Genomic DNA, 21,758 nt, shown 5'->3' on the forward strand with positions numbered 1-21,758 from the left:
TCACATAAAATATTTCTGATTTTTTGTTGATAATTATAATAAGTCGACGGCTTGATATTGTTTTTGTCACAGAAATCTTTGACAGATAAACCACTTTCCTTGCATTCTTTGATTTTAAAATACCAAAATTTATATTTTTCATTTTCGGTAAGTTCCTGTACTGTCATATAGTCTCTCTTCCTTTCCATATAGTTTTTGGAGAATATAAAAACTACAATATAGTTTATGGAGTCTCCACATTCTATATTGTAGTTCTTAAAATTCTATATTTTTATCCACTATTTTATTTGGCGCTTACGCTTCACAAACTATCACGAAAGGTAAACATATGGACAATCATCACCAGTGATAGTACACATTTTATGTGCATTATTATTTTAACATTTCTATTTAAATATTTTTTATTTAAGAACATATTGGTCTTTATTACTTTTTAATAATACTATCTCTTGAATTATCTAAATGATATTCTTTTGCCCACTTTCTAAAATGTCTATTAATATATTGATTAAATTGTACCATATCTCGTTTATTAAGATAAATATCAACCAATCCAAGAGGATCTTCTATTGGATAATCTTTAATTCTTTCCATCATTTGATAAACAACTTCATTATTCATAATTTGAAAAGAATATGTATCCTGCTTTGTAACAACATCTAAATCTACATAATAATTCATATAAGCAACTAATACTCTCATTAGACCTATTGAACTTGACATGGATAATTTAAAACATTTCACATCACTATATTTTATTTTTGTTTGATCATATTGAAGATAATCTTTATAAAAATATAAACGATCATAAATTGATCCATAATCTAAAATATGATTAACTGCTATTTTAACCTTTCTTCTTTTAATATAATTATTAATTTTTTCATCTATATGTTCTAAATCAAGATGTTGTTTTTTGATCATATATTTTTTGCTTTCTAAAACATCTCGAATAGATTTCTTCTCACTTATAATTTGTTTAATTTCTTCAATAGTTACATCCATCTCTCTCAATAATAAAATAAACTTAATTTTAGAAATATCATCTTGATCATAATTGCGATAATTATTGCTATCTCTTGATAGTTTTACTAAACCTTCATTTTCATAATAAATCAAAGTTTTTTTGTTACATTTAACATTTCTTCTACTTCATGTGTTGTCATAACTATCACCTCTACTTATATTAAACAGTATGACCTTAGGATATAGTCAAGTAATTTATTAATTTAAAATGAAAATAGTAGATGTGCTCTACTATTCTAAAACCCTTTTTTGAATAATTTCTTCCAAATATTTCAATCTTTTCTTTGGTAATTTATATTTATAATGGCTTGTAAATTTAAAATCTATTAGTTTTCTTAATTTATCCTTTTGTCTTTTTGTCATCAATGGTTTTACAAAACCAATGAAATCTAAATATGTTGCAGGAAGTCTAGTTTGAATGTATTGATCAATATTTTTAAAATCATCATCCATAGCATAACAAAGAAGAGATAAGCCATTATCAAAAATAGGCGCACATCCCACAATTTTATTTGATTTATTATCAATTAAAAAACCAAAATTACCAAAATGACGATCTTCATTTAAAATAACTGCATCAAAAACAAGCATATCTAATAATTCTTGATAATAGCTTTCACCTATCTTTTTATAATAATCAATAACTGATTCTATTCCCCCTGTTTTAATAATTCTTCCAACTGGAATATAAGATATGTTTTCATTTGTGAAAAGTAAACATGTTGAACAAAGCTTTCCTTTCCATTTAGAAAGCCCATAATCCACATAATGTAAATCCATTGTTTTTGCAATCTGTGAAGCCTAATATTCACTATAATGTTCTAAACCACTATTCGCAAATCCTTCTGTTCCCGATTTATAAAGAAAAATATTATTTTTTATTCTTCTCCATGATTTTGCAAGCATCCCATTTGTTGTAAATTCAGGTGATGATCTAAATGAAGTTCTAATATAACTTCCATATCCTGTAAAAGCAATAGAAGCAATGTTTGTATTAAAAGAATTATGATAAAGATTTTTATCTTTAAATAAGTCTTTACAATTTTCTTGTACAACCCAATAACTATCATTCAATGATAAGCCTTGGCACATATCAATAATACCTTTTGTATCTTTTTCATTTAATCCTAATCGTAATAAAAAATTAGAAGCATAGGCTCTATTTCTAGGAATTGTCCTTTTTTGAAGCCATTTTTTAATCCTTCATTACTTAATTCTAAATCTAATGGTAAAAGATCGTGTAAATTTTGATTAACAGCATCAATAAAAATTTCTAATACAATAAATCATTATCATACTGTTTTAAAATATAATTCATGAAAAACACATCCTTTCAAAAAAATAATTATTTAATAATTTCCATCCAACATAAATAATCTGCAATCTTTACCTTCATTCCTTCTAAAATATAAACTCTTTGAAGTGGTGTTACTAAAGATTCTAATGTTCTCCAAAATACTTTCTCACTTAATTCTTTATTATTTATATAGAATTTCATTTTGTTTTTCTTGTCCTTTTATTTTTTACACAAAAAAAGCTATACATACCGCAAAAAGTACATATAACTGCTCTTGCTATCTTTAATAACTTAAAAATTATTTAATTATATTGAATTTAAGAGTCAATAAAAACATCATTACATATATTATTACCTTTTCAAAAAGCGACTCAATATCGTATATAAGATTCTCACAATTTACTTTTTCCGTACATATTACATCGCATATTTAATTTTTAAACAAGATTAGTATACCACGTTTGAAAAGTACAAACAAGAATACGAGAATTACATAATTCTTCAGTATTCTTGTTCTATATATTTATTGCTACAATTAGCAATCTCTTTTTTATACTTAGTTACTTTCGTCCTCTGAAGTATCATGAACTTTATGTTCTTCTAAATACTTACTGACTTCTTGATAATCAGTTGAATGTCTAGAACGACCTGTACATTGTCCATTTCGTCTATATATACTCATTACAGAATCTATATCTTCAATAGCCATATCATTTAAATGTCTTTTGAAAAAGTACATGAAACCATCAGCATCATTAAATCCATTATAAGGTGGTACTTTATTTATTAAGATTTTAGAAAATTCTGCTAAATCAAAATCTACACTTTCTTTTACAGCATCATATAATGTCATTGAATAAAGTGGTTGTTGAACTATACTGTTATCTTTGAAAAATTCATATGGGGTTTTATTAGAACGTGGATAAAATAGTCTATAATATTTTATCCCATTTGGATTCAGTAAAATTTCGTTGCTGATATATTCAAACAATGACACATCTTCTTTGATTATATCCAATAAAATTGGAAAATTTAAAATAAGTTCTATTAAGGATTGTTTTCTTTCAGAAGAGTTTTCTAAATTTTCAATACTAATACTTAATAATTTTTTTCTAACATCTTCTTCTTTAAATAATCTTTCAAACCCATTTTTCCTTATATGATCTGTCATAGCGTAAACAAATGCAAATAATCCATAAGCATTTCTTTCTGCATCTTTATCAGTAGTAATAAATAATAATTTTAAAAATGTTTTATACGACATTTTTAGTGAATCATATGTCATACGTTCCAAATAGTTTTTGGTTATTTCATTTTTTATTCTTTCATCCAGACTATTTTGAGAAATATTATCAATTCTTTGTGAATAAATTTCAACAACTTCTTCTACTATAGAAAATAAATCCATAATAAATGGTGCTTTAACAGAAAGTATATTATCATACATTGAACATATTAACATTCTAGCTTGATAATCCTCTGGAACATATAATGTATTATCATTGACCTTCAAATGAGCACATTTGTGTCTACACTCTCTTAAATAATTTACGTCCTCTGTAAATCGATTAAAATACAACTTACAATTTTTATTAAAGAATTCAATTATTTTCTTTTCGACTTCTAAATATTTTTCATTTTTTAAAATTAATTCATTAATTTCTGCTAATTTTTCCTCAGCCTTATTATTTCCCTCACTTGCCATAGTTTGTAATTTCATAAACAAATCATAAATAACAAATGAATATAGCAAAACAATAGTTGCCCTATAATTTTTACTATAGTAACATTGTAAAATTTCTTCAAAATATTGTCGAGAATCTGGATTGTCGAAAACTCTTAAATCTCTTTCATCAAATAGCATATTTCTTCTCCTTTACATATTTTTAAATTAAAATAATTTGATATTATTTATTATTTTAATAATATCGAATATTACATTTTTCAACAAATTTTACTAAATAAACTTGTTTATATTATCATAACATTTATTTTAATTTACTCATAGTAAATTCACACTTTTGATTATCTATCATTTCTTTCATTGTACTACCTTCTTTCATAAAAAAAGATAGTAAGTCTTCTGATCTACTATCTTATCATTCATATTCACTTTTAAAAGCATTACACTATTTCAATCCAACATAAGTAATCGGCAATCTTCACTTTCATTCCATCCAAGATATGTACTCTTTGTATTGGACTTACTAATGATTCTAGTGTTCTCCAAAATACTTTTTCACTTAATTCTTTATTGTTAATATAAAATTTCATTTGGTTTCCTGCTTTCTTTTAATGACACCCATTTTACCTCATCTTTGAAGTAAAAAAATAGCGATTTTTAGGTAGTGACACCCTTTTATATGGGTGACATCCACGTAAATCGCTATTTTTCGATTCTTTAAAATATCTTAAAAAACATTGATTTCATCGGTGTTTTTTCGATGACATCCATTTTGACTCTTAATTTTGAATTTAAGAGTTAATATAGATGTCATTAAATGTATTTTTAGCTTTTCAAAAAAGTAATTCAGCACCATATATAAAATTCTTACAATCACTTTTGCTGCATATATTAAATCGAATATTTAATTTTTAAACAAGATTAGTATATCATATTAAAAATATACTAACAAGAATTCAGAACCCTCATACTTCTTTAATTTAACAAATAGAAATAACTGATTACTTTAATCTGCTTCAGGAAGTGTCTGTGGTATAAATTCAATTGTTTTATGTGATCCACCCGTTCTCCTTATTAATTCCTTTGATCCTATAACTCGTACTAGATTTCTTATCAATTTACCTAATTCTTTTTTATCATCGTTGCTTTTTCGATGGTAGTATATTTTAGTTTGTACATTATCATTACATATTAATAATTCCAAAACATCTTTATCAGTTTTATCTAGTGAATGACCGAAAATATAAAGTTCATATGGATAATTTGAATTTTGTCTTATTTCATCTACCCATTCCATATAAGAACTGTCTGTTGATTTAAAAATTCTTTGATAGAATTTTTTAAATGGTAAAAACTCTAACTTATTATCTCTATCACATTCTTCTAGATACTCATCAATTCCAAGAACCAAATTACAAGTATTTACATTATTAGTTTTATCCGCTTTACCATGGATATAATCATATTCAACTTTATTTGATTGACCATATATTCTTTCATATGTATTAGAATAATTAAATGACAAAACACAATCTGGATTAATGTCTTTGATATCATCATTTTTTTGTAACACTTCTATTTTATTTATAAACTCACTAATATATATTTCTAATGCTCTTATTAATTTATCCAAATCTACAGTCATTTTTTTAATATATACATCAAAAAGTTTTAAATTTGTATACATATCTTCTAGATCTAATTCTTTAAGTCCTTCAATTTCTGTTGAAATATTCACAAAACCCTTTACAACTTCTAATTTTATGACTTTGCTCCCTTCACCTTGTTGTATACGTTCTCTTCTTTCTATATTATCTCTTATGCATTCAAATGCTTGTATTATATTTGAAATTTCAGATTCAAAATCTATCCAGTTTTTTCCAAGAGTATATCTAATATTTAAAAAATAATTTATCCAAATATTGTCTTTAATATTATCATATATCTCAATAAATAATTTATTTAGATTATTATTTGTATTTTTATCCCATTCATACAACTTGGATTTTATAGAATCATCTATATTCCAATCATTAAGCTCATTTGTCTTATAATCCTTTTCATTTATTCCTGATTGAAAATTAAATTTCTTTTCTACTTTATCACAAAAATCAAGAAAATAACTATATGATGTTGGTAACCCATGTGCTAAATCAAACCCATTACCAATCAGTAGTATTTTTCTTCCTCTTATCTCTATATTCATAATGTTCCTCCCATCTGTTTATGGTAATTATTAAATATATTTTACTATATTTAATAAACATTTGCATTCATCTAAAAAAATTTCTAACTTATCTGATTTAATAGGAGTTCACATTTTTGATCATCTATTGTTTCTATTTCAATCTTGTCTTTTTTCACGACAATTCTATCAATAAAAACTGCAAGATCTTCTTGTGTCATAACAGTATGTTCATTGCTGTTTTTTTCTAACGTTTTTAATAGTTTTTCCTGTCTGCCTTGCTTTAATGCATTGTATTTGTCATCAAGCTTTTGCAGTTCTTTTTTAAGCATTTGTTTGGTTTGATAACATTGTGCCAAGTGTTCCTCAATTTGACTTTCGTCTTGAACGCCTCTGGCAACAAGTAACATTCCTTTATCTAATAATTCGTTTATTTGTGAATTCACATTTTCTAATTCACAATTCAGTTTTTGTTTCTTCTCAATAATATCTTTTGGATTTAAATATTCCGATAATTCTTTAGCAAGTTCAAGTCGTGTTTTTTCTTTTGATTTTGTTTTTCCATTGATCAATGATGTCAAAGCATCCATTAATGGCTTTTCTTTTAAAGTCACACTGTTTGGACAGATTGCTTTTCCATTCTTCAACCTGTTTGAACATCTCCATACAGGTTCTTTTTCCTTATTTCTTTTTGTCCAGACAGCCCTTCTATATAAGGCGCCACACTCTGAACAGATGATTTTATTACTTAAAGGATTTTTAGATGAATAGCGATTCTGATAGTGACTTTCCACAGCCTCTTTTTCATCATTTGATTTCATGTTCCTTTTTGTTCTTTCTACTTGAGCTGCTTTGAATACTTCTTTGGTCACAATCGCAGGATGACTGTTTTCAACAAAGTACATTTTCTTCTGACCTTCATTTTTATACCGTTTCTTGTGAAGAAAATCTATGCTAAATGTCTTCTTTAAAAGAGCATCCCCACTGTACTTTTCATTTTGCAGCATCCTGCCAATTGTTCCTGAATTCCATTTTGTACTCCCGTTCTTCTTGGGAACTTTGTTTTCCGTCAGGTACCTTGCTATTTTACTTTCGCTCATTCCTGAAAGATATTTAGAAAAGATCTCTCGAACAACTTCTGCTTCTTCTTCAATAATATCAAGTGTTCCTCTGTTTGACTTATAGCCATACATGTTGGCGGCATAAACCTTTCCTTTTTCAAACTGCCTTTGATATCCCCATTTGATACTTTCACTTTTATCTTCACTGCTTTGTTGTGCAACACTTGAAAGGATCGTCAGCAACATCTCATTTGCTTCCAGACTGTGAACATTCTCTACTTCAAAGTAAACATCAACATTGTATTCCTTGAGGATTCTCAAATACATCAGTGAATCAACAGTATTCCTTGCAAATCGTGTAATACTTTTTGTAATGATCATATCCAGCTTTCCTGCTCGAGCATCATCAATCATACGCATAAAATCTGATCTTTTATTGGTTGATGTACCCGTTATTCCTTCATCTGAATAAATGGCAACAAGTTCCCAGTTTTCATGACTGCCGATATGGTTTTCATAATATTCACACTGTGTTTCATAACTCAGTTCCTGTTCGTCAGAATCCGTTGAAACCCTGCAGTATGCTCCAACTCTTATTTTCCTGTTTTGCCTGTCATTGTATGATGGCTGAAACTTCTTTCTTGGAGCAATCACTTTAACCTTCGGTGCAGTTGTTTCATGTTCTTTGTCATCTCTGATAATATAGTTCACAATCTTACCCCCTTTCCTTAATAATTAATAAAAAGTTCAAGACCATTATTGAAAATACTCAGTATTCCTGTTTCATATACCTCAATCTTTTCAATAATATTCTTGAATTCACATTTCTCTATATTGCTTTTTAACTTCACATTTTCATATTCCTGTGAACTTTGCTGATTCAGATAGTCACAGATAAAGTTCTTGTAGTCACTTTCTGTATTCATATTTTGGAGTGCATTTCTGTTCAATATTTCAAAATACTGTTCACTTGATTCACTGTTCCATCCTTGTATGTATTTGTCTTTCATATTGATAACTTCTTCCAGCAACAAATTCACATTCTTGACCAGAACACTTTCTTCGATTCGATATTTCTGATCTTCACTTACATAGAAGCATTCATTTTTTCGAGATCCATTCTTATCTCTTTTACCTCTGTAGATTTTTCTTTTTAAAGGAATACTGTCAATTCCCCAAAAGACCTTGTTTTTAAAAAACTGCTGTACCATTCTGTTTTCTTTTGCCTTTTCTTTATCCATTAGAACTGTTTCCTTTCTACTTTTAATTTAAGATCGTTTTTCAATGTAAACTGGATATCCAATGTTCCCACCTCAATCGAATCAACCAATGTATTAAATATTTCTTCATCCAATGCAGTAATTTCTTTCATTGATTCCAGACATTCAATGATGATCTGCGTTTGTATCACTTCAAATCTTTGATAGATTTTTTCATTGAGTTTGCACTTTTGCATTTCAAAAACTGATTTGTCTACCAGCAACTCGTTATGCTTTTTCTTATAATCCTCCAGACTGATAAGATCTTTCTGATAATATCGAACAAGTGTATTGATAGAACTGCTTACTTTTTTAAGTTCACGATTAACGAGATCAAGTTCACATTTGTCATCGTCATTTGTCGTAAAATTCACAATATGTTTTTTATAGGCTTCCAAAACATGAATATTTTCTTTGAGCTTATAAAAGATTTTTAAAAATGCATCTTCTATTTCATCCGTTTCAATCATTTTTACTTCACATTTCTTTGCTGAAGTAACATGATTACTGCAACTCCAATATTCTTTATTCCTCAACACCCTTCTTTTAAAAGTTCCACCACAATGTTCACATTTTATTTTTGATGTCAACAGATATTCTCTATTTCCATCTGTCTGATTTTTATTGAACTTCAACTTGTTGTTCACAAGTTTTTCATTTGCCTTTTCAAAAAGTTCACGATCAATGATTTTTGGAAACACATCGTAAACATAATACTGTGCAAGTTCACCTTTATTTGTGACTAACTTATAAGGAAAGACATCGGGTGAATATCTTTTTTGAAGAAGCATGTCTCCACAATATCTTTCATTTTTAAGCATTGATGAAACTGTGGACTGTGACCACTTTTTCTTTTTGAAATAATGTTTATTCAGATAATCTACAAGTTTTGTTACCGAAAAATCTTTATTCACATATTTATTAAAGATATCTTCAACAATCTTTGCTTCTTCTTCTATGACTTTTACTTCACCATCTATTCTTTGATATCCATATGGCAGTTTCGGTTGATTGTATCTTCCTTCTTTTGCCCTTGTACGAAATGCCCATTTTTGTGCATTTGAAATTGCTTTTGATTCAATTTCAGCACAGGCAGCATAAACAGCAAGCATCATTTCACTTCCCATTTTTGCTGTATCAATTTTTTCTGTCATAAAATAAACGGAGACACCTATTGATTTCAGTTCTCTTACTACTGAAAGTGTCTCCGTTATATTTCGTGCAAATCGACTGATCGATTTAGTAATTATTCTATTTATAAGACCTTTTCGACAGTCTTCAATCATTTGAAGAAAACCATCTCTCTTGTCCATTCTTGTTCCAGTTATTCCTTCATCCGTATAGATCTTAACCAGTTTGGAATTTTCAAGGCTGTTGATATAGGATTCATAGAAATCAACCTGATTGTTATATGAATTAAGCTGATCTTCACTGTCCGAACTGACTCTTGCATAACAGCCAACAAGATTGATTCTGTTTACAAATCTTTCCAGTGGTTCGATAATGCGTACTTGTTTTTGAGCTTGAGCCATTCTAAAAATCCCCTTTCTTATCACCACACACAGTACCACAACTCTTTCGAACTATCCATGACATTATTCACTTTATTTTGTGAATTTAAAAATGATATCTGACAAGTGGATTACATTCTTCTTCATACTTTTTCAGAACTTTATTGGCAACATTTTTAGTGATCTTTTTATAGGTGACAAGTTTCTTCAGGCATGTATATATGTAATAGTAATCAAAGATATCCATTTAATCAGTTAACCATGCCTTTCATCTGTAATGAAATTTCAACTTCCGGCTGTGCATAGTAACTGTCTACTTTCAGATTATTTTCCAATGCAAAATCAACAACATCCTGTTGCATTTGTTTTGAAAAAGAATCAGGTTCAATAAGTACCAGATGGTCACACTTTTCATTTTTTATGACATCTCCAATCTGTTTTTTAAATTCTTCATTCAGATTTGAAAGTTGAATAACAACAGCATGATCCAAGTCATACTTGGATACATATTCTCGTACACAATCATGAGTAGCTTCACTGTTTGAATTGCTTGTTACAAACAGCGGCTTGTTATTAACCGCTGATTCTAATGCACTGTTAATTACAGCTTTCAAAGTATGAATCTGTCTTTCGTTGAATTCATTGAACACATCCTGAATGAGACGACCACTGTCACGTTCATAGACTTCAAAGCCATTATCTTCAAATGCCTTAAGCAGTCTTCCATCATTGAATGCATTAGCAAACACGATGCACTCACCATCAGTAACAAATGTTCTGCTTGTCGTAAGATCCTTTATTGTATTCACAAACTTCTCTGGTTCATAAAAAGCATTAGAAAAATGAAAATGCAATTCTCCAGTAAGTTCATAATTGTTTTTAGCAGCGAATTCCATATACTCCTCTAACTGCTTCGAAGAAAGTTTATTTTCTTCTTGTGTTAAAATATGTACTTTTTTCATAAGATCAATCCTTTCCTTTATTAACACAATGATGACACCTGCATTTTTTTTACAGGTGTCACGATCTATCAATAAACGTATCGGTTCAAGTCTGTTTTCCATTGTCCAAACCAGCTTCTATATAGGATCATCAAGAACATACGACACACGTGTCAAAGACCACTCCTCAATTGTTGCGACGGTTTGTTCACGCTCGACTGTTGAATAGAGTGAAGTATCATTTACGTTTTCATATCGGCAAAGGTCTATCCCCACCTTTTTATGATCAGTTGTTTCTCGCTCCAATACGAAACAGAGAAAAAAGTTCACATTTTATTGTGACCTTACATATCTATGTTCACATATTCTCTTGGCGCAACTATCAACGTGCTAGAAAACTTTTTGTTGCTGATTCAGACTATTCTGTTTTCAATGTCCTCCTGAGAGGAGATGCTTAATAACTCCCCTCATATATAACTGGACATTTTTTTATTACTTGATAACCTTATTAAAAAAAACAAGTTACTTTTTTGACTTATTTTTGATATTTTCTATTATTCTTTTTTTACGTTTATGTATTGCTGGTTGAGAAACACCCATCAATGCAGAGAGTTCTCTTTCTGTTTTATTCTTGATAAGAAGATTCGTAATAAGGTTCTTATCTTCTTCTGAAAGTTGATTAATGATGTTCATTACATTTTCAACTTCTTCATTGACATTAAAAGTATCATATTGATTATTATTATCAGCAATCTTATCTACAAGCGCAGTATTATTATTATCTAACTGATCTAAACTGGATACTTTAAACTCACTTCTCTTTTCTTTTTCACGTTCTTCTTTTTTAAATGAATTGTAACAAGTTTTATATACTTCTTCCGATACCTCATGGTATTGACCTTTTATTTTAAAATAATAGTGTTTGTTTCCTTTAAAATCCCTGTTGATCCAAAAATAGTTTTTGTTATAATCGTTTTCCATTTTATCTTCCTCCATTGTATTTTTTGGTTGAAGATAATCAGGAGGAGATCTGATGTTATTCACAAATATATCCCCCTTAATAGACAATGTCTAAAGCGGGGTATAAAAAAAGTAGTGCTTTAGACTTCGTCTAATTTCACTACCGATACGATTATTAATTTTTCATAGTAATTTACGCATTAAAAAAAGGGTACAATTTAAAAAGTATAAATTTTGTTGTACCCTTGATAACTGAATTTTACATTTTTTCTACTTATTCACTCTTAAGAACTGGATCACTATAGCTTATTGCATCTCCATGAATTTCTCCATTAACCATTGATAAAGCAATCTCAAAAGATTGGGTATATTTTCTTTCTAAAACATCTAGAAATTCAATAACTACATTAACCATACAATTTTCGAAATTTTTAGCATCATCAAAGCACCATGTAGTTGTGAATTCTTGATCAACCTTTATAACAGGTGTTCTATTAGGTTCTACTCTTTTAAAACTAACAGTTTTATTTAAAATATTTGTTTTACCATTTGATTCCGGATATGTTCTAAAAGATTTTTCTAGCCCATCATTTTTAAATGTTAAATCTATAAAAAATAAATTATTTGATAATGAAGAACGATTTGCTTCTACAAATGTGAAATATGGTCTTTCATGTAATCTATCCTTATCTTCTTGTGTTAATACTGCATTCTTTGGAACATTATCATTCATACACTTAATCTCCTCCTTATAATAGTCATAATTAATAATCACTTTTTTTATAAAATATAAGAATTGTTTCATTTCCTTTTCTTCTTTTTTTAAAACACTTAGTAAGAAATAGGATTCAAATAAATTATATATATAAATTAAAAATCTGTATGATAAATAAACTACTAGGATTACAAAGAAAATTGCAACTGCAATAATTAAAAGATCATAACCATTTTTAAAACTAAAATCTGATTCATTTAGAAACCATGTAAAAAAAGCAGTTACAAGAATTGTTAAAAAAGAAACATATGTACCAGAATTTGATGTGTTAGATATTTCTAATGAAATATTATTGATATCATCTCTGGTGAATTTATAAATATTTATTATTTCTTCTTTAGAATATGAATTCATATTTTTCCTTACAAATTCTTTTCTCTTTTTTTCTAATAAATTTTCAATTGTCTTATTGACATTTGGTATACGAATCGTATTAAAAAACAATTGATAACCTGTTTGTGTTATATCATTTTTCTTTTTTATTTTTTTAATCAGGATTACTTCACCTACTACTATAATAACAATTGCTACAAACATAAATGCTATCAAAGTAACTACATAATGCCAGATTGCTTGTGTGCTGTTTAAACTAAATTCTTCAAAATTAAAACCATTTTTTACAAATTTATATAAGTAATAACCAATTACAATTAAATAAATTAGTGCTACCTCTATATAATAAACATATGGGTATAATTTTCCTAATTCATTTATGACTGCCTTTTTTGTACAAGTTTCATCAAACTCTTTATAAAAATCATCTACATTTTTTAAGTCTTCATTCAAATCAAATTCCTCCTTCTTCTTTATTAAAACTACTTAATTCAAATATCTATTAACGATTTAAAAAGCATTATTTATCAATAAAATAAAACATGGGTCTCTTCTTTTTCAATATTTTATTTTTTGATATCACTTTTTATTTTTTAATTCAAAAGAATATTTAAATTTGTATTTCCCATTTTTTAAACAAATCTTTTTGCTTGATAATCCATGTAAAACTAAGGGAAGCTTCATAAATAATTTTCTTAATAACTAAATATCATCAATGTAAAAAACACTGATGATATCGAAATTAACATACACTCTAAATAAAATTAACACTTTTTATATCGTGCCAAACTATCTGGTTCCTTTTCTTGTCCAAATAAAACAGCACAAGCACTATTAACAGATGAAATAGCTAAAAATGATAACAAAAAAGCAAATGTTTTTAAAAAATATTGTTTACAGTTCTTCATGACCGACCCTTCCTTTCAAAAAAAGAATAACATCTATTAATGTTTTCTTAAAGTGATTATGATTATGATTCATCTTTTTTTACTAAAGTGCAGTTACATTTGTAATAATTGTATTTAACTATACATTTTTAATATATTTTGTATAAATTAAACCATTTTAACAAATTTATGTATATTACAATTAAATAAATTCAAAATATACTATATCTATAATCAATTATTAATAAGGTGATATACATTATGACAAACATAAATAAATCTGGTCTACAAATAGCAAGAGAAAACAAGAAAATGGAAACACTTGAACTAGCTGCCCTATTAAAAATAAACGAGAGTGTATTAAAAGGTTGGGAAGCTGGAGGCGGAACAATTCAATTAGATAAAGTAATAAAACTTATGAATATTCTCGATACTTCTTCTGAAATGATTTTATTCAATGAAAGTAGAAAGGGCTTAAATATTGAAACGCTCACAGAGGAGCAAAGAAATCTTATTTTCGAATTATACAAACAAATGAAAAACAATAAGTAAGGATAATTATTATGGATATAGCAGATAAAATAAAATTTTTAAGAACAAATATACTAGATCTAAGTCAAGAAAAATTTGCAAAGAAAATCGATGTTACTAGAGGAACTATTAATAACTGGGAACAAGGATTATCAGTCCCAACAATTGCTCATATAACAATGATTGCATTAGTGTGTAACATTACAACTGATTATTTAATAGAAGATAATCACCCTTTAGAATTATCTGTTCGTGATATAAATGATAGAGAATATCAAATTTTATTACAATTAATAAACTATTTTAATGATATAAATAACAAGGAAAAATATGAATAAAATAATTTTTAACATTTTAAAAAAAAATAACATTGATATTGCCGAGGATTTATATCACTATGGTTGGTCAATTTTTGTACATTATTTATTTTATCTAATTATAACTTTAAGTATAGCTGTATACTATCATTGCGTCTTTCAAACAATTATTTTCTTATTTCTATATATTCCCTTACGTAAATATATTGGCGGTTTCCACTTTTCAAACAATATTGTATGCATACTTATATCGACAACAGTTTCTATAATACCTGTTCTTTTATCTAGGTATTATAATATTAACATTTGGATAATTATTTTAACTAGCATAATTTTAATAATAGAAACAATCTTAATTGCACCTATTGATCATCCAAATAAGCGACTAAATGATAAGCAATTAAAATTATACAAAAAGACATCTCTTTTCATTGAAATAATATACATAGGAGTTATTGGTCTAGCCAAGATATATACATTTTCTACAATATTAAATTTTATTTTTTTTGTTAATATCATTTCTATATGTAGCCTTAGTATCTCTTATATTAAAAGAATACTTTAATATTTATATTAATTTGTTACAATATTATCAAGAGGTGTTGAAGTTTATGATACATATATTAATTTATGAAGACCATCAAAAAGATATCGATCATCTTTTACTTTGTCTAAATAATTTTTTTGAAAAAACAAAGCAAAATTATGAAACTCATATTTGTAAAAACAAAAAAGACTTAATCCAAAATATTACGAAAGCAGATTTGCTTTTCTTAGATATGGAAATCAATAATGAAAATGGAATTGATATTGGTTTAGAATTAGAAAATATAAAACATGATTGCAGAATCATAATAACAACAAACTATTCAAAATATGCCATCGATGGTTATAAAATCCATGCTGACAGATACTTTATAAAACCAATTAATCAACTTGAATTTAATATAGAAATGAATGCAATAATAAAAAAATATATAAAAAAATCTCTTGGCTTCTATGATGAAAAAATAAGTCCTTATAAAATCTTTGTTAAAGATATATTATATATAGAATTTTTAAATAGAAAATCAAACGTACATACAATAGGTGGAAATATAATTACTACTAATTGTACATTAAAGTATTGGTATGATAGATTGAATACATATGGTTTTGCCTATTCGTATAAAGCTTATTTAATAAACTTTGAATATATTAGTGCATTTAATAAAAATGAAATTGTTTTAATCAATAATGAGACAATTCCACTTTCTAGACATTATAAAAAAGAATTTGATCAAAAATATAATGATTTTCTACATGAAATGCTATGATTATTATTTCTAATGTTATCGCATTTCTTTTAATTAGTTACATTGCAAATTCTTTTTTATCATCTAAATATTCTAAAAATAAATATTTGGCTATTTTATTCATTTTTATTACACTTGAAAGCTTTATCAATCATACTGGAGCATCACCATTTAAAGGTATTTTTTTATTAATCATGTACTTTCTTTATGTTTTTATTCAATTTGAAGGAAAACCAATTCAAAAAATTATGATTATTGTACCATTTTTCTTAATACAAGTAATATCAGAAATACTTGTTGCATTCTGTTTAAATAATATTTTATTTATAGAAATAACCCGCAATGCTTTTTCACATGGTTTTTTGCTTGGAACTATCTTCTCTAACACTATTTTAGCAATTTTTGTGTTTTTTTATGTTAGAATTTTAAAACTTATCCAAGCAGACAATTTGCCAAAATATACTTGGCTTGCACTTATTCTTCCTATTATAAGCATCATTTTCTTATTAGATTCAGATGACTATTTTGATTTATTGAACATAAGTCCGCATGTCTTACTAACAACTGCAGGATTAGCAGTATCAAATATTATTCTATTTATTATTTTCATATCTGCTATTAATTCAACAAACATGAAACACAAACTTCAAATTGCAGAACAAAAAGAAGAATTAATAAATTCTAAACTTGATTTATTATCTCAACATTATGATTATAATTTTAAATTTTTACACAATCTCCTTCATACTTGTAGTCAATTAAATTCTTTATTTAACGATTCAAATTATATAGAAGCAACCAATGTTTTAAATAAATTATCTGATACAGCTTTTAAAGAGTTTAATGCAATATACAGTAACTCATATATTTTAAACTATGTTATAAATAATAATTTAACAAAAATTATTGATTATAACATTGACATTAAAACTGTAATTAAATATAGTGATTTCAAAAATTTAGATTATTATACACAACTAAATCTATTTGAATATCTCATTAATTTATCTATCGATTCTTGTTTACAAGTTGCTACTTCTGATAAAATTATAATAATAAAATCGGTAAAAACAGCTAATAAAATTATTCTTAAATTATTTTATTCTGCATCTTCAATTGATAAATATAATATCGAAAAAAATATAAACGAAATCTTGTTTAATAAATATAATTCTTTAAGCATTAGAAATATTGATAATTTGTTTATCAGTATTCTAATATCTTTTGATATTCCTAGTTAATTTTGAAACAACCATACATATAACAAAAAAAGAGATTCTCGAAAACCTTACAATTCATAATGGTTTTTTATGATTCTCTTTTTATTTTTAATTATTAACTATAATTAAAAAAATGTTTTCATGTATCTTAATAATACCATAATAAAATAACAAAGTACTATACCATCTGTTTTTTTATATTTTAAACATGTTATTAGTATAAGAAAAAAAACAATTAATAGACTGAGTTTATCTAATATAATAAGAAAAAATAAATCAACACTATAGTATGGAATTAAAAAAGAAGAAATTATTAGTAGTATTATTCCACCTATCAATTTTTTCAAAATAATTGCATAGTACTTTTTTTTCTCTATTCTTACAGTAATAAAACATTCTAAATTAATATAATAATAAGTATAATCAATTAAAAACATAATATCAGATACCAGTACTAAAGACATTATAGAAAAATGAATAATATTTAACGGACATCCTTGACTGAGTAAAATATAATACTTACTGGTTGGAGTAATCGAATATATAAGTATTTTTAGAACAAAACTCAAACATAAAAATCTATACTTTAGCACTTTTCTTCTATTTTACCTTTTTTTATTTCAAGGACTCTATCAAAAGCTATATTTTCAACTCCGTCATGAGCACATATTATAATTGTTTTTCCTTCTTGCTTCAGCTCTTTTATTAAATTATCAAATTGATTCATGCTATCATTATCTAATCCTCTAGTTGGTTCATCTAATAATATTACATTTTGATTTTCCATAACTGATTGAATAATTGCTGCTTTTTGTCGCATTCCTAAACTGTATTTTTTTATAGCAATTTTTGAATTAAGATCTAATGAAAATAAATCACAATATTTTTCGCATATATCGTATGAAAATTTATTTTTCAAATTATATAAAAACTTTAAATTATATAATAATGATTCATTTTCAATAAATGATGGATTCTCAATAACTGCACCTATATTACAGTCTTCACTATAAGTAATATCTCCATCATCTGCTTTTAATATTCCTGCTAATATTTTTAACAAGGTCGTTTTCCCACAACCATTATTTCCAACAATTCTAATCAGTTGTCCTTCATCTATATTTAGATTAATATCACTTAAAACTTTAGTTTTGTTAAATTCTTTAGATACATTTTTTAAACAAATCATGATCAGTTGCTCCTTTAAATTAATAATAGAATTGAAAAAAGAAAATTTGAATAGCAATATTTATTACAAAAGGTAACAAAAATAATAATGTTTTTAAATATTTATTAGTGGTCTTCGTATACAAAAAAATGATTGCCATATATAACGTAAATAAAAAATACTGAATTATGATAAATGTAATATAACGATAATAACTATAAAATTTATTCAAATACAAAAATATAGGTACTATATATCCTAATAGTATTGTTAATAGATTTGTTCTGAATAATCTTGATATTACAATCTCATCAAATTTCTTATTTCCAATTCGAACTACAATAAAATTTTTTATTGAATTATAATAATTGATTGTTTTAAATAACAAACATATATATATATTATTCAAAACAAAAGAAAAGATATTTGAAGTTACAATTAAAACATCTACAACAAAAAAATTATTAAATAAATATAGCCATAAAATTAATGAATTTGATAATATAAAAATTAATAAACTTTGTTTTAATGTTTTAACCATCGTATTCCATCCTATATTTAATGGCTATTGATATTGCTGTAATAGTTAAGATAATATATATAATTGCTGCTATTGAGAAATTCAAAAAACCATACATCATAAATCCCATACCTGGTTGCAATAAGCTTGTTACCATAAGACTTTGACCTATTGTTTTTATTAATTCAGTTGATTCGAATAAATTTTGAATAATAATGCTAAAAATATTAGATACTAAAATTGTAATAAATAATAATGCTATCGAAGTAAATCTATATAAATAAATATTTTTTACAAATGAACTTAACGAAAATATAAAATAGTTCAATATCATTAATCCAAAGGAAGATATTATAATAAATAAAATAAGGTTGGTTAATGGATTACTACTAAATAATTGATATTTAAAAAGTTCAATGTTAGTAGATGTTCTATAACCATATCGTATCAAACAATACAGTAACATGATTCCATGTAGTAGATAATAGTAGCAGAAGCTTTTTAAACATATTGTTGAAAATTCTTTTTTGTAAAAATTTTTATATCCTATTCGTGTAATAACATATCTATCAAAATGATTATATATTTTTTTGTAACTATCCATAACACATAACTCATGAAAAATTGCCAAGAATACTAGTAAAAAAACAATATTCAAGTTTCCATTCCATAAATATAGGTAAATATCTGTAAAAAAATCTTCTTCGACTCCGGTACTCATATAGCTATCAATAAAAAATATTCCAAATATTACAATAAAAAGAATCATAATGATTTTTTTTAAATTTCTTTTAATCATTAATTTCACCTCTCTAATAGAAGTAAAGGAAAGTAGTTTTAATAATAGTTATTTAATTGTCAGCTGAGAATTTTATAGAAATTCTTGTTCCAGCAGATGGTTCGTAATTTGATCCACATACTCTAGCTTTTACAGATGAAATTGTTTTTTTCGCATTAGCATCTGTGTAATGAATTCTTGTTTGATTATTTAAATAAATTTGATAATATGATTTTGAAATTCTTCCACCCTTATAAAAATCTCCATATTTCGCAAAAGTTGAGTTATCTACTGTTTTTTCTATATATCCATAACTACATGTTTTTGTTTTATTTTTTGAAGCTGAAGTAGGACTACTCATAGCACCCCAAGATGGTACAGTTAACGATTCTGATGAACTCCATGATAATGCAGAAGTGCTTCCTAAAAACATTAAGCACATTACAAATGATAATGTAATAGTTGTTATTATTTTTTTCATATTAGTTTTTCTCCTCTTCTTACTTTCCTTCACAACTTCATTATTATTTATCTATAAAAAGAAGTAAACACAACTTGTTCAACAGGTATGATTTATGTTTAACATGCAATTTTATGTCTAAAAATATATGATTAAATCTCCAAAATTATTTTTAGTTTTACTTTATTCAATTAAATATATTAAATTCTAACAATCAAATAAGTAGCATATTTTTATATAGTGCAACCTTCTATTTTCTTATATAAATAAAAAGAGAACAAAATTAGCAATTGTTCTCTTTTTTCTTAAACTTTTCTTTTATAATAGCCATATTAATATAAACAAAACCAAAATTAGTTATTACCATCTTTCTCTTTTGATAAATCATCTCGAACGGCTTTATCATACGTTTGAATATTTTTAATGATTTCACTAATTTGCTCCGTTTCTTTTGGATTGAATAAGTACTCTACTATCTTTGTTGGAATAACAATAATTGCACTAATAAATGAAATAACTGCTGAAATTGTTGCCAACGGTTCATTACGGAATGCAATAATACAAACCACAACAGCAATTATAACAAAAATAGCAATCATTGAATATATAACATATTTTTTCTTTATTCTATTTTCGTTTAAAGTTTCTTCTAAATATTTAGAATAATTATTTAGTATTTTTGTATATACTTTATTTCTCTCATCTAATTCTTTTTCATCTTTTCTATTATGTGGTAGTTCATCTATAGAGTCAGCATTTTCTAATTCTTCTGAATCAAAATCTTCAGAAAAATCATTTAGTCTATTTTCATTAGACATTTAATACTTCCTTCATTCGTATACGAACAGCAGTTTTAGGTGCATTAAACGTATCAGATAACCCTTGAACAATAATATTCTTATCATCTATATTATTAGATAATTCTGAGTAAGCTTCTTTAAAAGATTCCTTTGGCATTAATAAAGAAGCAGCAAAACGATTTGCTCTCATTTCTTTAGCATTAATAGCCTCATTTGTTCTATACGTATTTGAATATTCATTATGAGCATTACTTTCATAATCATAAATATAATGTGCTAACTCATGACATAAAGTAAAAAGAATATGTTCATCTGTATCCTGATTATTTAAAATAATAACCTTATCACTTTTATATCGATTAACTAATTTTTTAGAAATACCAATTGTTCCTGAAAGATTTCTATCTTTGAATTTTGCTGTATAGATTTTAAATCCCATTATTTTAGCAAGTTCTATAATCGGTACTTTTCTTTTATCCAATTTCAAGTTATAATTCGGATTACTCAAAAAATCGTTTAGTAAAGCTTCAGCATCATCATCGATTTGACTACTATCAAAATAATTGGAAAAATCATAATTATGTTCTTGCTTATATTTTTCAATTTCAATGCACATCCAAATCATCTCCTTTCACCTCCACCAAGATTATATATCTTGGTTAACAAAAAAAATGTAAAACGAATGCATTACTTATAGTGATTGACAACGGCTATACGTGTTTAATAATTTCTAGTATATTACCATTAAAG

Annotated in this window: 24 protein-coding genes and 1 pseudogene; 5 read left to right on the top strand and 20 right to left on the bottom strand. The window is 26.1% G+C overall.

What is annotated here, in order from left to right:
* The 15 genes and pseudogenes from tnpA to C7U55_RS10500 all read right to left on the bottom strand — a co-directional run.
* Nucleotides 1-188: IS66 family insertion sequence element accessory protein TnpA (gene tnpA, locus C7U55_RS14265; protein WP_396130021.1), on the bottom strand; the 188-nt coding region annotated here is incomplete at its 3' end.
* Between the two features lie 238 nt (nucleotides 189-426).
* Nucleotides 427-1,131: pseudogene (locus C7U55_RS10445) on the bottom strand (MerR family transcriptional regulator); the annotation flags it as partial.
* Nucleotides 1,132-1,257: 126 nt separating this feature from the next.
* The gene (locus C7U55_RS10450; RefSeq protein ID WP_106988512.1) at nucleotides 1,258-1,806 is read right to left on the bottom strand and encodes a HipA domain-containing protein; all 549 of its coding nucleotides are present in this window, start codon (nucleotides 1,804-1,806) and stop codon (nucleotides 1,258-1,260) included.
* Nucleotides 1,807-1,827: 21 nt separating this feature from the next.
* Complete coding sequence (locus C7U55_RS10455) at nucleotides 1,828-2,118, bottom strand: hypothetical protein (RefSeq protein WP_106988513.1); 291 nt, start codon at nucleotides 2,116-2,118, stop codon at nucleotides 1,828-1,830.
* 253 nt (nucleotides 2,119-2,371) lie between these two features.
* Entirely contained in the window at nucleotides 2,372-2,524 is a 153-nt protein-coding gene (locus tag C7U55_RS13600) for a hypothetical protein (protein ID WP_022000952.1), read from the bottom strand.
* A 355-nt stretch (nucleotides 2,525-2,879) separates the two neighbouring features.
* Nucleotides 2,880-4,187 (bottom strand): hypothetical protein, encoded by a 1,308-nt coding sequence (locus C7U55_RS10460; protein ID WP_106988514.1) that lies wholly within the window; start codon nucleotides 4,185-4,187, stop codon nucleotides 2,880-2,882.
* Nucleotides 4,188-4,447: 260 nt separating this feature from the next.
* A complete protein-coding gene (locus tag C7U55_RS13605) occupies nucleotides 4,448-4,597 on the bottom strand; it encodes a hypothetical protein (protein WP_155522390.1) in 150 nt (49 codons plus the stop codon).
* A gap of 416 nt (nucleotides 4,598-5,013) precedes the next feature.
* Nucleotides 5,014-6,213: a bacteriophage abortive infection AbiH family protein gene (locus C7U55_RS10465; protein WP_106988515.1), complete on the bottom strand. Its 1,200-nt coding sequence runs from the start codon at nucleotides 6,211-6,213 to the stop codon at nucleotides 5,014-5,016.
* Nucleotides 6,214-6,296: 83 nt separating this feature from the next.
* Nucleotides 6,297-7,964, bottom strand: a complete 1,668-nt coding sequence (locus tag C7U55_RS10470) for a recombinase family protein (protein ID WP_106988516.1) — start codon at nucleotides 7,962-7,964, stop codon at nucleotides 6,297-6,299.
* A gap of 17 nt (nucleotides 7,965-7,981) precedes the next feature.
* Complete coding sequence (locus C7U55_RS10475) at nucleotides 7,982-8,494, bottom strand: hypothetical protein (RefSeq protein ID WP_106988517.1); 513 nt, start codon at nucleotides 8,492-8,494, stop codon at nucleotides 7,982-7,984.
* The gene (locus C7U55_RS10480) at nucleotides 8,494-10,044 is read right to left on the bottom strand and encodes a recombinase family protein (protein ID WP_106988518.1); all 1,551 of its coding nucleotides are present in this window, start codon (nucleotides 10,042-10,044) and stop codon (nucleotides 8,494-8,496) included. The genes C7U55_RS10475 and C7U55_RS10480 overlap by 1 nt, the downstream gene beginning before the upstream one ends.
* A gap of 230 nt (nucleotides 10,045-10,274) precedes the next feature.
* Nucleotides 10,275-11,087 (bottom strand): hypothetical protein, encoded by an 813-nt coding sequence (locus tag C7U55_RS10485; protein ID WP_106988519.1) that lies wholly within the window; start codon nucleotides 11,085-11,087, stop codon nucleotides 10,275-10,277.
* Between the two features lie 399 nt (nucleotides 11,088-11,486).
* Entirely contained in the window at nucleotides 11,487-12,008 is a 522-nt protein-coding gene (locus C7U55_RS10490; protein WP_106988520.1) for a sigma-70 RNA polymerase sigma factor region 4 domain-containing protein, read from the bottom strand.
* A gap of 190 nt (nucleotides 12,009-12,198) precedes the next feature.
* The gene (locus tag C7U55_RS10495) at nucleotides 12,199-13,485 is read right to left on the bottom strand and encodes a hypothetical protein (RefSeq protein ID WP_106988521.1); all 1,287 of its coding nucleotides are present in this window, start codon (nucleotides 13,483-13,485) and stop codon (nucleotides 12,199-12,201) included.
* A gap of 311 nt (nucleotides 13,486-13,796) precedes the next feature.
* On the bottom strand, nucleotides 13,797-13,940 hold the full coding sequence (locus tag C7U55_RS10500) for a cyclic lactone autoinducer peptide (RefSeq protein WP_106988522.1): 144 nt from the start codon (nucleotides 13,938-13,940) through the stop codon (nucleotides 13,797-13,799).
* A 240-nt stretch (nucleotides 13,941-14,180) separates the two neighbouring features.
* On the opposite strand from C7U55_RS10500, the gene C7U55_RS10505 reads away from it, so the two are divergent.
* From C7U55_RS10505 to C7U55_RS10525, 5 genes are read left to right on the top strand one after another with little or no spacing between them, the layout of a single operon-like run.
* Nucleotides 14,181-14,471 (top strand): helix-turn-helix domain-containing protein, encoded by a 291-nt coding sequence (locus C7U55_RS10505; protein ID WP_106988523.1) that lies wholly within the window; start codon nucleotides 14,181-14,183, stop codon nucleotides 14,469-14,471.
* Nucleotides 14,472-14,482: 11 nt separating this feature from the next.
* Complete coding sequence (locus C7U55_RS10510; RefSeq protein ID WP_106988524.1) at nucleotides 14,483-14,788, top strand: helix-turn-helix domain-containing protein; 306 nt, start codon at nucleotides 14,483-14,485, stop codon at nucleotides 14,786-14,788.
* Nucleotides 14,781-15,332: an accessory gene regulator B family protein gene (locus C7U55_RS14270; RefSeq protein ID WP_106988525.1), complete on the top strand. Its 552-nt coding sequence runs from the start codon at nucleotides 14,781-14,783 to the stop codon at nucleotides 15,330-15,332. Before C7U55_RS10510 ends, C7U55_RS14270 begins: the two co-directional genes overlap by 8 nt.
* 46 nt (nucleotides 15,333-15,378) lie before the next feature.
* Nucleotides 15,379-16,083, top strand: a complete 705-nt coding sequence (locus C7U55_RS10520; protein ID WP_106988526.1) for a LytR/AlgR family response regulator transcription factor — start codon at nucleotides 15,379-15,381, stop codon at nucleotides 16,081-16,083.
* A complete protein-coding gene (locus tag C7U55_RS10525) occupies nucleotides 16,080-17,303 on the top strand; it encodes a hypothetical protein (RefSeq protein ID WP_106988527.1) in 1,224 nt (407 codons plus the stop codon). The genes C7U55_RS10520 and C7U55_RS10525 overlap by 4 nt, the downstream gene beginning before the upstream one ends.
* 565 nt (nucleotides 17,304-17,868) lie before the next feature.
* On the opposite strand, the gene C7U55_RS10535 is transcribed toward C7U55_RS10525, so the two are convergent.
* From C7U55_RS10535 to C7U55_RS10560, 5 genes are all read right to left on the bottom strand, one after another.
* Nucleotides 17,869-18,471 carry an ATP-binding cassette domain-containing protein gene (locus tag C7U55_RS10535; RefSeq protein ID WP_106988529.1) on the bottom strand — a complete coding sequence of 201 codons (603 nt, stop codon included), beginning with the start codon at nucleotides 18,469-18,471 and terminating at the stop codon, nucleotides 17,869-17,871.
* Between the two features lie 512 nt (nucleotides 18,472-18,983).
* The gene (locus tag C7U55_RS10545) at nucleotides 18,984-19,769 is read right to left on the bottom strand and encodes a hypothetical protein (protein WP_106988531.1); all 786 of its coding nucleotides are present in this window, start codon (nucleotides 19,767-19,769) and stop codon (nucleotides 18,984-18,986) included.
* A gap of 52 nt (nucleotides 19,770-19,821) precedes the next feature.
* Nucleotides 19,822-20,229 (bottom strand): hypothetical protein, encoded by a 408-nt coding sequence (locus C7U55_RS10550; protein ID WP_106988532.1) that lies wholly within the window; start codon nucleotides 20,227-20,229, stop codon nucleotides 19,822-19,824.
* A gap of 332 nt (nucleotides 20,230-20,561) precedes the next feature.
* Entirely contained in the window at nucleotides 20,562-21,026 is a 465-nt protein-coding gene (locus tag C7U55_RS10555) for a hypothetical protein (RefSeq protein WP_106988533.1), read from the bottom strand.
* On the bottom strand, nucleotides 21,019-21,624 hold the full coding sequence (locus C7U55_RS10560) for an ImmA/IrrE family metallo-endopeptidase (RefSeq protein ID WP_162297440.1): 606 nt from the start codon (nucleotides 21,622-21,624) through the stop codon (nucleotides 21,019-21,021). The genes C7U55_RS10555 and C7U55_RS10560 overlap by 8 nt, the downstream gene beginning before the upstream one ends.
* Nucleotides 21,625-21,758: the final 134 nt, after the last annotated feature.

The organism is Faecalibacillus faecis, from assembly GCF_003024675.1.
Lineage (GTDB): Bacteria > Bacillota_I > Bacilli_A > Erysipelotrichales > Coprobacillaceae > Faecalibacillus > Faecalibacillus faecis.